This is a genomic window from Arthrobacter gyeryongensis, assembly GCF_039543785.1.
In the GTDB taxonomy this organism is placed as follows: Bacteria; Actinomycetota; Actinomycetes; order Actinomycetales; family Micrococcaceae; genus Arthrobacter; species Arthrobacter gyeryongensis.
This window is the reverse complement of the sequence record NZ_BAABKK010000030.1, coordinates 80,780-94,537: the sequence shown is the minus strand read 5'-3', so window position 1 is coordinate 94,537 and position 13,758 is coordinate 80,780. Positions and strand designations below refer to the sequence as shown.

Below are 13,758 nucleotides of genomic sequence, written 5' to 3'. Positions count from 1 at the left end.
CCCCGTCAAGGCATTTCCCACGGCACAGAGGCAAGTGGGCGGCCTAGTTCAATGTAGCTTTTCAAATTGGACAGGACCGCCGACCAGCCGCGGCCGGCAATCGCCAATTGCTCGTCGTCGGCGATGTTCCTGTGATGGACCGTCAGCCTGACGATGCCCTCATGTGACTCGATGGTGAAGGTGACCACGTCGGGCTTCACCACCGCTGGAACCGCGGGATCCTCCCACGTGTTCACGAGGCGCGCCGGCGGCGTTGCTTCCAGGACGGTTCCCACGACGTCGGCGGTTCCGGAGCCGTCCGTGCGCCGGTGTTCCCAGCGCGAACCTACCTTCCAGTCCGAGACATTCGCGTGGCCCCAGTACTCAGCGCTTTGGGCTGCGTCCGTCAGTGCCGTCCAAATCTGGTCCGGGGTGCCTTCGATGTACGTGACGTAGGTGTATTCAGCCATGCTCACCAGCCTAGCCCCAGGCCGGAAGGGATCAATGACCCGCCGGATCAATAGCCCGGCGGACTACCGACTCAGCGGACCTTGAGGGGCTGGGCGGCCGTAATCCGCTGGAGTTCGCTGTAACTGATGGAGAACATCGAGTTATGGTCACCCGCGCCTGCCCAGAGCAATGGATGCTCCTGGAGCGCAATGTCGAGGATGGTTCTTATGGGCTGCGGGTGTCCAACGGGAGCTACGCCGCCTACGGCCTGACCGGTGTTCCAAGACGAAGTCCGGGCTGGCCCTGCGGATCCTGGCTGTCCCCAAGGAGGCCGCTACCAAGGCCGTGTCCACCTTCGCGGCCCCGCTCGCGAGAATCAACAGGGGAGCGCCGTCGAGTTCGAAGACCAGGCTGTTGGCGATGGCCGCGATATCGCAACCCAGCAAGGAAGCTGCCGCAGCGGCGGTGGGGACATCGTCGTCGAAGGTGCGCACGGTGTCTTGCGCACCGGCCGCGGTCAGGGCTGACTTGACATTCAGCACGGGGGCCGGGATCGTTTCAGTAGCCTTGTGCATCCAGGATGGCGTCTTCCTCTTCTTCGGCCGTTGGCCGCTTTGATTTCCGTGGCGCGGGTGCCTTGCGACGAGGCATCGCGCTGATTTCTTCTTCCTCGTCCTCGGCGTCAATCCGGGCATTGCGGGCCTGCTGCCTGGCCGCGTAGCCGAAACCGACGAACATCAGCACGCCGAAGGCGAACCACTGCAAAGAGTAGGAGAGGTGCGTGCCCTCGTCCGTTGCCGGCTTGGCGAATGGCGCGGGCATCGCCTGGACGGCGGGCGACTCAGTGGCGAGCTGCCCGTAGGCGCCGGTCATGATGGGATAACCAAGCTCCGTGGCAAAGGAAGGAAGATCGATGGATGCCAGCTGGCCGTCCACCGCGCCGCGGCCCAGATCCGGTTCAGAGGCCTTCAGGCGGGCGACGACGGTCACCTCGCCGGCCGGCGGGGCCGGAATGCTGTCGGGGTGGCCGGGAGTCTTGTTTCCGATGGGCAACCATCCGCGGTCAATAACTACCGCTTCGCCGCTCGACAATCGGAACGGGACCACTACTTCGTACCCCGGCTGGCCGTTGAGGGGGCGGTTACGGACGACGCGTTGGCCCGAAACGTCATACCTGCCGTGAAGTTCAACTTGTGCCCATTCCCGTTCGGGGTCCAGGGACTGGAACTCCGCCTTGGCGGCGGAGAAGGGAAGGGGAGTGGCCGAGTAGTTGGTGACAACGCGGTTGATCTCGGCCAGCGTTTCGGCCCTGCGGTCCATTTGCCAGCGGCCCAGCAAAACGCAGCCGGTGGCGAAGATCAGGGCCAGGACGAAATAGCCCAGCCACTTGCTGGAAAAAAGAAAGCGGTACATTCAGCGGGCCTCGCCTGGGTCAGTGGTCTTCGCGAACGGTATGGTCTCTTTCCAAAGGTCGCGGGTCTGCAGGTAGTCTTCCAACCACTCCCGGTGCTCCTCGCAGGACAGCCACACCTTGCGGCGCTCGGGAGTGTGGATGCGCGGATTGTTCCACAAGAGCTGCCACGTCGCCTCGGCGCGGCATGCCTTGCGTGAGCAGACAGCCGGAGGCGCCTCGCCCTGGCCGGCATGCTGTTCATTCTCCAGCCCAAGGCCGCCCATAGCGAAGATATTCATGAAGCCGCCTGCTCTTCCCCGTCGAGTGGATATCGGCGCTGGCTGGCGCCGGTGTTGTCATGTGGTTCCGGGCGCGAGGCGTCCTGATGTGTGGAGTCGTCGTCGATGAGTTCGCCCTCCAACACGGTGGCGGGCGCCTCGGCGGGCTCCCCTTCTGCAGGTGGTGACGCTTCCAGCTCGAAGGCCGGGACGTAGTCCAGCAAGGCCTCGCTATGGACTTCGGCCTTGTCGCTGCCATTGGCGATCACTACGGCAATCCAGGGCAGGAACACGGCCCCAGCTACCGCGATGATCTTGAACCAGCCATCCACCACGAAAATGAGTAAGAGGCACACCAAACGGATACCCATCGCCAAGGCGTACTTGATCATTCGTTCGCGCATGTCGTCCGAGTGTGCGGCAGCGGCGTCGGTAATACTGTGCACCACGGGGTCACCTGAAACGGCGTCCGGGTCCCCGGGCGCCTGCAGGGGACTGCTATCTCTTGTCACGGCTGATTCATCACGCTCCAACGGCTTCCTTCAATTCTCTCACCCCGGAACGGGCCTCCCAAACCGCGCCGGGCGCAGCTGCCCGCGGCCAGGGGCACCCGGCGGCTAAGATCGATGCAGGAAATCACCCACTTTCAAGCGGCACAGTCCTGTCGCGGAACTCTGGAGAGCAGCATGTCTGAAGCAGTATCAACCGCCCGCAGTGTCCTCATCACGGGCGGAAACCGGGGCATCGGCCTGGCGATCGCAGAGTCATTCCTCGCCAACGGCGACAAAGTCGCCGTGACGTACCGCAGCGAAACACCCCTCCCTGAGGGCATCCTTGGGGTCAAGGCCGACGTGACGGACGAGGCCTCGCTTGACGCCGCGTTCAAGGAAGTCGAGGCTGCCCACGGGCCGGTGGAGGTTTTGGTGGCCAACGCCGGCATCACCAAAGACACGCTCCTTTTGCGCATGAGCGAGGACGACTTCACTTCCGTCATCGACACCAACCTCACAGGCGCTTTCCGGGTCATCAAGCGGGCCTCGAAAGGCATGATCCGCATGCGCAAGGGCCGGGTTGTGCTGATCTCCTCCGTGTCGGGCCTCTACGGCGCCCCGGGACAAATCAACTACTCAGCCTCGAAGGCGGGCATGGTGGGCATCGCCCGTTCCCTCACACGGGAACTTGGCAGCCGTGGCATCACGGCCAACGTGGTCGCACCGGGCTTCATCAACACGGACATGACCGCCGAGCTTCCCGAAGACACCCAGAAGGCGTATTTGGCGAGCGTTCCGGCGGGCCGCTTTGCCGAGGCTTCCGAGGTCGCCAACGTGGTGCGCTGGATTGCCAGTGACGAAGCCGCATACATTTCCGGTGCTGTCATACCCGTGGACGGCGGCCTGGGCATGGGCCACTAGATCAAGGTTCCCGCTGGCATGATTGACTCGGGACTAATAGAACTTGGATGTTTTGAACAAGTTGGACGCTTTGAATAAAGGAGCACGAATGGGACTGCTGGACAACAAGACGGCAATCGTCACCGGTTCTTCACGCGGCATCGGCGCTGAAGTAGCCAAGATCCTGGCTGGCGAGGGCGCCGCCGTCGTCGTCAACTACCGCCAAAAGGCCCCCCGGGCCAACAAAGTAGTGGGCGAGATCCAGGCAGCCGGCGGCCGTGCAGTGGCCGTCGGCGCTGACCTGACGACGCAAGAAGGCGTCCAGGCGCTGGCCAGTGCGGCCATGGAGGAATTCGGTTCGCTGAACGTCTTGGTGCTCAACGCTTCCGGTGGCATGGAATCCGGCATGGAGGAGGACTACGCCCTCAAGCTGAACCGCGATGCCCAGATCAACATGCTCAACGCCGCTGTTCCGCTGATGCCGCAAGGCTCCCGCGTGGTCTTCGTCACGAGCCACCAGGCGCACTTCGTCGAGACCGTTCCCACGATGCCCGAGTACGAGCCCGTTGCCCGCAGCAAGCGCGCCGGCGAAGTCGCATTGCGCGAACTGCTCCCGAACCTGGCCGAAAAGGGCATCTCGCTCGTGGTGGTTTCCGGCGACATGATTGAGGGCACCGTCACGGCGACCCTGCTGGACCGCTCCAACCCGGGCGCCATTGAAGCCCGCCGGACCGAGGCCGGCAAGCTGTACTCGGTGGAGGAATTCGCCGCCGAAGTGGCAAAGATGGTTACGGCCGACGTCGAGAGCGGCCACACCGAGTACGTCGGCGGCGCCGACTACTTCGGCAAGAGCGCCGTTTAGATTGCAAACACGAAAAAGCGGCCGGCGCAATGTCCCGGCCGCTTTTTCGTTACGCCTGAAATCCCGCCTAAACGCCGGCGATATGCCGGACCGCGTCCAGGTAAGGCATGTTGATGGCGGCATCGGCTACCGCCCGGACGGCAGGCTTGGCGTTGAACGCGACACCAATCCCCGCCGCGCCCAGCATGTCGAGGTCATTCGCGCCGTCGCCCACTGCGATGGTGTGCTCGAGGTCGATTCCCTCGGCGGCTGCCCACTCGCGAAGGTACTTCTCCTTGGCGGCGCGGTCGATCACGTCGCCAAGGACCTTGCCCGTGAGGAAGCCATCAACGATTTCAAGTTCGTTTGCGATCCAGTAGTCGAGCCCGAGTTCCTCCGCGATGGGCCGCAGGATCTGGTTGAAGCCGCCGGACACCACCGCCACCGCATGGCCGGCGGCCTTGAAAGCAGCCACGAGTTCCGCCGCGCCCTCGCTCAAGCGCACCTCGGCACGGACGGCGTCGACGACGGCGGCCGGCAGGCCTGCGAGGACCGCCACCCGGGCGTGGAGACTTTGCGCGAAGTCCAGTTCGCCGCGCATCGCGGCCTCTGTCACGGCCGCGACTTCCTCGCGCTTGCCGGCGTGCGCGGCCAGCAGTTCGATGACTTCCTGCTGGATCAGGGTGGAGTCCACATCCATGATCAGCAGCTTCCGTGAAGCGTCACGCAGCGCGTCGGCGACGATAGCCGTGTCCATGCCCGGCGCTGCGGCGTCGGCGACCTTGCGCCGGAGGCCTGACAAGTCGGCGACGGTAGCCCCGTCAACGGCCAGGCCAATGGTGTAGACCCCGAAGCGATCGTCACCCGAGCGCGACTCCGACGTTAAGGAAGCCCCCGAGCCGGACAGCACCTTTCGCAGGTGTTCAAGCTCCGAAAGGGACAAATTCACGCCATAGCTGACCGCGGTCAAGTTCGAACTCATGGCTGCAATCTTAGCGAGCGCGGAACCGCCCCCCGAACTCGTGTTTCATTCATGGCGGCTCGCAAACAGTGTGACCGAAGTTCCGGTTATCTATCGCCCCCATTTTTGTCCTAGTGTCTACTCCTATGAGTGATGTTCTTGAATTGGCTTCCGTCAGCGTTGTCCGAGGTACCAAGACCCTGCTGGACAAGGTCGACTGGCAGGTCAATGAAGGCGAACGCTGGGTCATCCTCGGTCCCAACGGTGCCGGCAAGACCACTCTGCTCCAGATCGCCGCCGCCCGCATGCATCCCACGAGCGGGAAAGCCGGAATCCTTGACGAGACGCTCGGCCGGGTGGACGTCTTTGAGCTCCGTCCGCGCATCGGCCTTTCCTCCGCGGCCCTGGCCACCCAGATCCCGGAGCAGGAAAACGTGCTGAACGTCGTGGTCACCGCTGCCTACGGCGTGACCGGCCGCTGGCGCGAGGGATACGAGCGCGACGACGAGCGCCGGGCCTTCGGCCTCCTCAACGAGTGGGGCATGGGGCCGCTGCTCAACCGCTCCTTCTCCTCGCTCTCCGAGGGTGAGCGGAAGCGCGTGCAGATCGCCCGGGCCCTCATGACCGATCCTGAGCTGCTCCTGCTCGACGAGCCGGCCGCCGGCCTGGACCTGGGCGGACGGGAGGAGCTCGTCCACAAACTCGGTGAGCTCGCCCGCGACGAGGACGCTCCCGCCATGGTGCTCGTGACGCACCACCTTGAAGAAGTTCCTCCAGGATTCACCCACGCCATGCTGCTTCGCGACGGCGGGGTGGTTGCCGCGGGACCCATCGAAGAAGTCCTGACCGCAGAACACCTCAGCAACACCTTCGGCCTGCCCCTAGACGTGACCGAAAACTCGGGCCGCTACACGGCCACTGCCCGCCGCTAGGCCGGGGCAGCGATAAGCAGTGGAGATCCTTAGCGGCATCCTGATCTTTTTCGCGGGCTTGTGGGCCGGAACCATCAACAGCGTGGTCGGCTCGGGCACGCTGGTGACGTTCCCGGTCCTCATCGCCCTGGGCTACGCGCCTGTCACGGCGACCATCAGCAACGCCATGGGGCTTGTGGCAGGCAACGTAACCGGGGCCTGGGGCTATCGCCACGAACTCCGGGGCAGGGGCCGGCAGTTGCTCAGGCTCTTGCCGGCGTCGCTGCTTGGCGGCATCACCGGCGCCTGGCTGCTGCTGCATCTCCCGGAGAAGGTCTTCTACTACGCCGCTCCCATCCTGATCGTGGTCGCGCTGCTCATGGTGCTCTTCCAGCCCAAACTCCAACGGTGGGTCCAGGACAGGGCCGGCAACCCGGAGCACGCTATCCACGACAAGCGCCACACCGTGATCCTCGTGGTGTTGGTGTACCTCGCCGGGGTCTATGGCGGCTACTTTGTCGCTGCCCAGGGAATCCTGCTCGTCGGCATTCTGGGTGTCTTCATGACGGGCACCATGCAGAACGCCAACGCCATGAAGAACATCCTCGTGCTGGCCGTCAACGTGGTGGCAGCATGCTCCTACCTCCTGTTTGCCTTTGGCCGGATCGAATGGCCGGTGGTGGCAGTCATCGCGGTCAGTTCATTGATCGGCGGACTGGTGGGCTCCAAAGTGGGACGGCGCTTGAAGCCCCTCGCGCTGCGCATCGTGATCTTCGTGCTCGGCATCGTGGCACTCGGCTTCATGATCGCCAACTTGCTGAAATAGGAACCCGTGACTTTCCACTACCTCGAGTCCGCCGACGACCCCCGTGTTGCCGACTACACACAACTGACGGATGTCCACATGCGGAAGCTCCGCGAGCCTGCAGAGGGCATGTACATCGCCGAATCGTCCAGGGTCCTGCGACGCGCCCTCGCGGCCGGCCACCAGCCCCGCTCCTTCTTCCTGGCAGAGAAGTGGCTGAAGGACCTCGACGACGTTTTCCAACAGTTCCCCGAGGTTCCGGTCTACATCGGCAAGGCTTCCTTGCTTGAGGAAATCACCGGATTCCATTTGCACCGCGGTGCCATGGCTGCCATGCATCGCCCGGCACCGGTGCCCCTCGAAGAACTTCTCGCCGGGGCACACCGCGGGGCTGTTTGGGAGAGCATCGTTGACCACACGAAAGTCGGCGCGGCCAAAGCACCGCATCGGTCGAGGATCGCGATCTTGGAGGATTTAACCGACCATACGAACGTTGGTGCGGTTTTTCGCAGTGCCGCAGCGATCGGCGTCGACGCCGTGCTGGTGTCGCCCCAATGCGCCGATCCGTTGTATCGGCGCTCGATCAGGGTCAGTATGGGCACCGTTTTCCAGGTGCCATGGACGAGGATCGATCCGTGGCCGGCTAGCATCGAACAGCTGAAAGAGGCGGGCTACTTCGTGGCAGGCATGTCCCTGGGGGAGGGAGCCATCACTCTGGATGAGCTGGTGGCCCAGGATCATCAAAACCTGGTGCTGGTTTTCGGAACCGAAGGCGACGGGCTGAAGCCCGAGACCGATCGATTGCTTGATGCCCGAGTGACGATTCCGATGATGAACGGCGTCGACTCGCTGAACGTTGCTGCGTCGTCGGCCGTGGCCTTCTACGCGACGAGGTAGCGAATCACAGGAAGTCACCTGATTCGCTTCCAGTCAGAACGTCTCGGCTTGCAACACCCATCCCTAACCTATTGCGTCGTTATCCGGCTCATCCGATAGGTGGACCAGGCAAAACCGAATCGGCGCACAATCTAGTCCCCGAGGATGATGTTTCCGTCGACGCCGCAGAAATAAAGTGAAAGACGACCATCATTTTTGGTCTTGCTTATTACAAGTCAATCAGAGGCTAGGGGGAAGTCTTGATGAATGCATTGAAGAAGTTAGTGACGGGAGCCGCGGCAGCGGCAGTTCTTGTCGCGTCCGTTGGCCTCGCCGCACCTGCCAATGCCGCCGAACCGCAGTCTGTCAAGGACGCGGTCCAGACGGTCAAGAGGATCACCGCCAAGGCTTCCGGCCTTCTCAACGGCGACGCCGTCGTCAAGAAGCAGGGCACCATGGTGGGGACTGCGAAAGTCCACGGCGAAGCCGAACCACTCGTCGCCGCCATCGCCGCCGACGACTTGCAAAACTCCGTGGTCGCCAGCACAAAAGATACCCAGAGCATGATCATGGTCCTCGACCAGGGCAAGTCTTCCGCGGACTTCTCCATGTCGATCCCGGACGGGTACGTCGCAGAACTCACCAACGACGGCGGCGTGCAGCTCCGCAACCAGTCCGCCCGAATTGTGATCCCGTTCATCAGTGCCCCATGGGCACTCGACGCCAACGGCAAGGAGCTCCCGACGTCGTACACCGTCAACGGGTCCAAAATCACCCAGCACGTCAACACCAACGGTGCTGCCTATCCGATCGTCGCGGACCCCTCCATCCAGTGGATTCCATACCCGGTCGTCGCCATGTACGGCTGGGAGGCCGAGACCATCGGCAAGATGACGGCTTCGATTCTCGTGGCCGGCCCGGGCGCGTCCTGCACACTAATCGGCATCACCGGCTGGGTCGGGAAAGCCTTCACCGCCATCTGCTCCCTCGTCGGCCTCGGCTCAGCCAAGGACATCGTCCGTAACATCGGAAACGTCTGGCAGTCCAGCTCAGGGCTTCTCTTGTGGGGTTGCTACGGCTTCCGGATTTGGAATCCTGGAGCCGGGGCCATACCCATGCCAGCCCGCGACTGCGCATAACGCACAAGGAGAAACATGCTTGTCTTCCGGTACGTCTATAGTGCTGTATTCGTCTTCGCAGTGTTCTGGGCGATTTTCCTCGAAGACCTCCCTGTCTTCGGGCGGCTCGTCTTCCCGCTCTTTGTGCTCATTCCTCTGATGCTCAACGAAATACAGATCCAGAAGACGAGGAAGCTGAAAGCAGAACTCCGCTCACACGGGGCAGAGTCCCTGCCGAACGACGTCCACCACGACTACAGGGAAACAAGCTAGCCAGAACGCTTGCTGCCCCTTTTGACACGCCCGGCCAATGAGGAGCCCGGCCCCGGCACAATGCCCGGGCCGGGCTCATCCGCATACAGAAGCCTTCGGCAAGCCATTTCGCTGAGATTCCGCATGAGCGGCCGTGGTCATGCCCTTGGGCGTGCTCTTAACGGATTGCAACACCTGCGAACGTGAATGGTCGCAGATTGCAGGAATCTTCGCTGATGAAGGGCTTGACATCCTGGCCGGGCGCAAACCCAGGGAGCTCGCCGCCGTCGACCTCGCGATAAAGATTCCCATGTGCGCCGGCGTGGACCCGCTCAACCTCGCGGCGGCGTCTGCCTTGGCGTTTTGGGGACTGCGCCCCCGGTAGTTGCTTGGGCGTCATGGTGGGAAGCTTTTCACGAAGCGGGTCCCATTGCCCCAGGCCGGCAAGCCCGGCCACCTCCTGTAATCTGGCCCTTCGATCGATCTTCGTCGACCGCTCGCCCAATGCCTGCCGCATGGCATCGCCCTTGTTCAGTTCATCGACACCGAGAAGGAGCCTTCGCTTGATCCGCAAGGTTCCGCTGCCCGGTTCCAGCAGTCAAAGTGCGGTGGCCGCAGCATCCAGCGCGTTGCGGACCACGGCGTAGGCTCCAAACGGGCTGACGATCATGTTTACGGTGTCCTCTGTCTCGCGGACCGTCATTTGCTTCAGAGAAGCAATGCAACCTGTCGCTACCGTCAACTGACCGATGGCATAGCCGGAAACGGTGTAGTGCGGCGATCTGGCGTCATCGAGAAAAAGGCGCGCACCCTCCGCGGGGTCGATCCAGGTTTCCAGAGAGGCGCCGATCTGTGCCGTCTTTTCAAAAAGCCCCATGATCAGACGGCTGTATTGGATTTCATCTTCATCATCTACCTGGAGCTCAATCACAGCCTGAATTCTAGGCACTCTGAAGGGATCTGGCCCTGATTTTGGGCAGACTTCCCCCTACCCTCGGCTACGGCGCGTTTTTTCGCCTACTTGCCCTGCTTGTTCTTCGCCTTGGCCAGCCGAACTGCGCATGAATTGACGCGGTCCGAGACCAGGGGAAGAAGCCTCAGCACAAAGTGTCCGGCTGAGACGAACAGAGCAGGTGCGAAAAGGTGTCCTGCAATGTTTGCAAGAATTTCCAAAACGCGACCTCCCCTCGGGGTTGTGTCCAAATTGTCAGTTGGACAGTCAACCGCAACGGTTCCTGTTGCGGAGTCATGAAGTTTCTGCGTGAAGGCATGAAAAAAGCCGGTCGTGTTGACCGGCTGGGAATTGGCGCAGCTGCGCCGCGCAATTTGAGGGTACATCAGTGTTGGCATCACCGTGTTTGGGCGCGCCGTGGCTGAGATGCTGTTGGTGTGAGTTCCTCCTTCAATCCGTCCGGTCCGTATCCTTTTGATGACCTTGTCTCGTCTATCTTTCAGCACACTGCACCGCCGACACTGCCGGCCCAGGCGAACCTAAAGACGACGAGAATGGCTATCGCCAGGGCACTTTACGAGGTCAGGGCATACGACCTCGCGGATGAGTGCGTCCGGTTCGGACTCGAGCCACAGCAGGACGGCGAGGATCCTGGTGAGAGCAAAATCCGCTACGCCGAGAGCAAGCTCAAGAACCGGACATTGCATGAGCTCATTGTTCTTGGCCACCGCGTCCAAGCGGAGTACCCGACGGCCGAGCTTGAGCACGTCCTGAAGCTGGCAGGTGCCGGGGGAGTATCGGGAGAGTTGAAGAACCTGATCTTCGCCGAGAACGGACCCAAGCCCAAGATTGTCCTGCGAGATGCCGTGAACAACGACGTCGAAATCATCGAGAACGCGCAGTATTGCCTTGTGTACGAGAGGGCTCTGCCTCCCGAGGGACCGACTTGGCGCGCATCGGTCGCCTGGTGGGCAAAAACTGACACTGTGCCGCCTCATTCCGAGCGCGCAATAGCAGCAGTGCTCTACAACCGGCTGTTCGCATCGTTGGCAGGGAACGGGGCAGAGGAGTTCCTGTTCAAGCATTACTGCGCCCTCTACGGAACCCACGGCTACGAGCTACCCGCGCTGATTCCACAGGTGTATTTGCACTACGATCCCTATACGACGCGAACCGGGGCAACCCTGCCGCGACAACGGATGGACTTCCTGCTGTTGTTACCGAACAGGCGCCGCATCGTACTCGAATTAGACGGCGTGACGCACTACGCGGCGAACGGGAAACCCCGGCCGGACCTGTACGCCGCGATGGTGTCCGAAGACCGCAAGCTCAGACTTGCCGGCTATGAGGTGTACCGCTTCGGCGGCCACGAATTCGTCGATCGGCCCGCGGCAGCAAAAATGCTGTCCGACTTCTTTCGCGAGCTGTTACAGCGTCAGTCCTGACAGTCGACTCCTTGGAGCCGGCTGACGAGCCGGGACCATCACCCCACTGCTTGTAGCTGGCTTCCGTCTACTCCTTCCTGGTCACTGACTTCGATCCCCAGGTTGCGCGCTCCAAACAGGGTGGCGGGTTTTGGGTCAGGATGAACGCAGCAACGTTCACAGGTGGGTACCATTCGAGCCGCCTCGAGGGCTCCAATCAAGCTGACACAATCAATCAGGGGCCGGTGCCGGCTCGGTACATCTCTTTGGCCATTTCCATTTATCAACCGAACGAATTTGATACTTCAACGTGCTGGCCCGGACCGTGGGGCCCGGGCCAGCGGCTGGTGTCCCGGAACTCTCTGCTATGCGACGCCGCGAAGCGCGTCAGTGGATTCCTGGTCGATTATCCCGGCTTCATCGACAACAACACCGTAGTGTTCACGGGCTGAGGCAACGGACACATATCCGAAACGGACTTCTTCCGCTACCCGTTCGGCTGGGCGCACTCGGGGATTGCCGAATCCGCCACCACCGCCGGCGAGCTGACGATACAGCGTCCCGGCCGGCAGCCCTGTGATCAGGTCCTTGGACTTCGGGACGACCACGTCACCGTCCGGATAGGTGAATTCGATCAGATTAACCGACCCGGGCATCCCCTCGTTGAGCCCCGGCGCGGCCGATTCGTCTGTATCGCCGTCCCCGAAGATGCTGGCCTGGATACTGGGGGCTTTGAACTCGAAGATCGACTCAACACCCAGTCCTCCGCGCCACTCTCCTGCGCCCGCGGAGTCCTGCAGGTATTCAAACTTACGAATGAAGATGGGCATCATCAGTTCGAACATCTCGGGGTCCTGCGCACCCAGGGCACCACCGGAAGCGATGAGCCCCACATGGTCATAACCGTCGGCACCCTGGGTCCCGCCTCCGCCACCCTTACAGGCGTTGATGAGAATGTCCACGAACGGTGAATCGTTCCGATCTTCCTGCCCGTTCAGAATGGAACACAGCAGTGGGTTCCAGCCCGCGGTTACCCGGTCCGGAAGGGCCTCGGAGAAGGCCAGCATGATGGCTGAACAGATCTGGTCTGAAAGGTGGTTACCGAATCCTGACGCCGCCGGATATTGGCAGTTCAGGATGCTGCCCTCGGGTACCTTGACCTCGATGCAACGCATGATGCCGTCGTTGTGCGGAATTTCCGTATCCGCCAACATGAAGAAGGAAATCATGACAGAGGAGAGGGTCACAGCCAAAGGTGCGTTGACGTACCCGGGTGTCTGAGGATCCGTTCCGGCAAAATCGAAGACGAGCTGGTCGCCCTTGACAGTAATCTCAACCCTGATCTGCATGGTGCTGTCAGGATTGATGCCGTCGTAATTAACCTGCCACTGGGACTTGTAGACACCATCCGGCATCCTGGTGATGATCTGACGGGCCATGGCCTCGGCAGAGTCAAGCATGCTCTCGACCACGGCTTTGAAAGTCTCAACAGAGTAGCGGTCCACCAGCACCTGCAGCTCGCGTTCGCCCACCGTGCAAGCGCCGATCATTGCGCGAATGTCCTCTTCAACGACGCCAAGACGGACATTACCGAAGATCAGGTCCCACACGTCATCACGCAGCACGCCGCCGTCGTAGACCTTAACTGCAGTCAGCCGCAGCGCTTCCTGCCAGAGATCCGTGGCATTGGGGTTGTATGACCCAGGAACCGCGCCGCCGACGTCGGCCTGATGGGCTGTAATGACAACCCAGGCAATGTGCTCCCCCTCATGGAAGACCGGCTTGGTGACCTTCCAGTCGGAGGCCTGGTTGCCGCCGGTATACGGATCATTGTGCAGAATCACGTCTCCCTGCTTGACTCTGCCTTTGAATTTTTCGGCGATATGCCGCATTGCCGGCGCAGCGGCATAGCCGAGGATGGGAATGTATTCCGTCTGCTCGATAAGCCGCCCGTCCTGGTCATAAATGCCCAACGAGAAGTCGCGGCCTTCCACCAGCAGAGGGGATCTCGTGCTGCGTTCAACCACTACGCCCATACGCTCGCCAATAGCCTTGATCCGGCTGGCAATGACTGAGGTAAGAATCGGGCTGAGGGCTTTCCTCGTCTGTGCTTGTACCTGTGACATG

General features: G+C 61.8%; 16 protein-coding genes and 1 pseudogene. 9 read left to right on the top strand and 8 right to left on the bottom strand.

Annotation, left to right across the window (positions count from 1 at the left end; genetic code table 11):
- Positions 1-5 precede the first annotated feature (5 nt).
- The 5 genes and pseudogenes from ABEA18_RS19455 to ABEA18_RS19435 all read right to left on the bottom strand — a co-directional run bounded on the left by ABEA18_RS19455 (position 6) and on the right by ABEA18_RS19435 (position 2,633).
- A complete protein-coding gene (locus tag ABEA18_RS19455) occupies positions 6-449 on the bottom strand; it encodes an SRPBCC domain-containing protein (protein ID WP_345451898.1) in 444 nt (147 codons plus the stop codon).
- 71 nt (positions 450-520) lie between these two features.
- Positions 521-1,004: pseudogene (locus tag ABEA18_RS19450) on the bottom strand (YbaK/EbsC family protein).
- Positions 988-1,842: an SURF1 family cytochrome oxidase biogenesis protein gene (locus tag ABEA18_RS19445; protein WP_345451896.1), complete on the bottom strand. Its 855-nt coding sequence runs from the start codon at positions 1,840-1,842 to the stop codon at positions 988-990. The pseudogene ABEA18_RS19450 and the gene ABEA18_RS19445 overlap by 17 nt, the downstream one beginning before the upstream one ends.
- Entirely contained in the window at positions 1,843-2,121 is a 279-nt protein-coding gene (locus ABEA18_RS19440; protein WP_345451894.1) for a hypothetical protein, read from the bottom strand.
- On the bottom strand, positions 2,118-2,633 hold the full coding sequence (locus ABEA18_RS19435; protein WP_345451892.1) for a DUF3099 domain-containing protein: 516 nt from the start codon (positions 2,631-2,633) through the stop codon (positions 2,118-2,120). Before ABEA18_RS19435 ends, ABEA18_RS19440 begins: the two co-directional genes overlap by 4 nt.
- A 153-nt stretch (positions 2,634-2,786) precedes the next feature.
- Here ABEA18_RS19435 and ABEA18_RS19430 point away from each other — a divergent pair, with 153 nt between their 5' ends.
- The gene (locus ABEA18_RS19430) at positions 2,787-3,512 is read left to right on the top strand and encodes a beta-ketoacyl-ACP reductase (RefSeq protein ID WP_234749389.1); all 726 of its coding nucleotides are present in this window, start codon (positions 2,787-2,789) and stop codon (positions 3,510-3,512) included.
- A gap of 88 nt (positions 3,513-3,600) precedes the next feature.
- The gene (locus tag ABEA18_RS19425) at positions 3,601-4,353 is read left to right on the top strand and encodes an SDR family oxidoreductase (protein ID WP_345451890.1); all 753 of its coding nucleotides are present in this window, start codon (positions 3,601-3,603) and stop codon (positions 4,351-4,353) included.
- A 67-nt stretch (positions 4,354-4,420) separates the two neighbouring features.
- On the opposite strand, the gene serB is transcribed toward ABEA18_RS19425, so the two are convergent.
- Positions 4,421-5,314, bottom strand: coding sequence for a phosphoserine phosphatase SerB (serB, locus tag ABEA18_RS19420; protein WP_345451888.1), 894 nt, complete (start codon positions 5,312-5,314; stop codon positions 4,421-4,423).
- Positions 5,315-5,439: 125 nt separating this feature from the next.
- Between serB and ABEA18_RS19415 the strand changes: the two genes are divergently transcribed.
- The 6 genes from ABEA18_RS19415 (at position 5,440) to ABEA18_RS24720 (ending at position 9,640) form a co-directional block, all read left to right on the top strand.
- On the top strand, positions 5,440-6,225 hold the full coding sequence (locus ABEA18_RS19415) for an ABC transporter ATP-binding protein (protein WP_059389255.1): 786 nt from the start codon (positions 5,440-5,442) through the stop codon (positions 6,223-6,225).
- A 19-nt stretch (positions 6,226-6,244) separates the two neighbouring features.
- On the top strand, positions 6,245-7,030 hold the full coding sequence (locus ABEA18_RS19410; RefSeq protein WP_345451884.1) for a sulfite exporter TauE/SafE family protein: 786 nt from the start codon (positions 6,245-6,247) through the stop codon (positions 7,028-7,030).
- Positions 7,031-7,036: 6 nt separating this feature from the next.
- Positions 7,037-7,906, top strand: a complete 870-nt coding sequence (locus ABEA18_RS19405) for a TrmH family RNA methyltransferase (protein ID WP_345451882.1) — start codon at positions 7,037-7,039, stop codon at positions 7,904-7,906.
- A gap of 242 nt (positions 7,907-8,148) precedes the next feature.
- Positions 8,149-9,024, top strand: coding sequence for a hypothetical protein (locus ABEA18_RS19400; RefSeq protein WP_345451880.1), 876 nt, complete (start codon positions 8,149-8,151; stop codon positions 9,022-9,024).
- A gap of 15 nt (positions 9,025-9,039) precedes the next feature.
- The gene (locus ABEA18_RS19395; RefSeq protein WP_345451878.1) at positions 9,040-9,276 is read left to right on the top strand and encodes a hypothetical protein; all 237 of its coding nucleotides are present in this window, start codon (positions 9,040-9,042) and stop codon (positions 9,274-9,276) included.
- Between the two features lie 151 nt (positions 9,277-9,427).
- The gene (locus tag ABEA18_RS24720; RefSeq protein WP_425550555.1) at positions 9,428-9,640 is read left to right on the top strand and encodes a hypothetical protein; all 213 of its coding nucleotides are present in this window, start codon (positions 9,428-9,430) and stop codon (positions 9,638-9,640) included.
- A 213-nt stretch (positions 9,641-9,853) separates the two neighbouring features.
- On the opposite strand, the gene ABEA18_RS19385 is transcribed toward ABEA18_RS24720, so the two are convergent.
- On the bottom strand, positions 9,854-10,186 hold the full coding sequence (locus ABEA18_RS19385; protein WP_345451876.1) for a hypothetical protein: 333 nt from the start codon (positions 10,184-10,186) through the stop codon (positions 9,854-9,856).
- 575 nt (positions 10,187-10,761) lie between these two features.
- Between ABEA18_RS19385 and ABEA18_RS19380 the strand changes: the two genes are divergently transcribed.
- Positions 10,762-11,652, top strand: a complete 891-nt coding sequence (locus ABEA18_RS19380; RefSeq protein WP_345451874.1) for a hypothetical protein — start codon at positions 10,762-10,764, stop codon at positions 11,650-11,652.
- 344 nt (positions 11,653-11,996) lie between these two features.
- On the opposite strand, the gene ABEA18_RS19375 is transcribed toward ABEA18_RS19380, so the two are convergent.
- The gene (locus ABEA18_RS19375) at positions 11,997-13,757 is read right to left on the bottom strand and encodes a hydantoinase B/oxoprolinase family protein (protein ID WP_345451872.1); all 1,761 of its coding nucleotides are present in this window, start codon (positions 13,755-13,757) and stop codon (positions 11,997-11,999) included.
- Position 13,758: the final 1 nt, after the last annotated feature.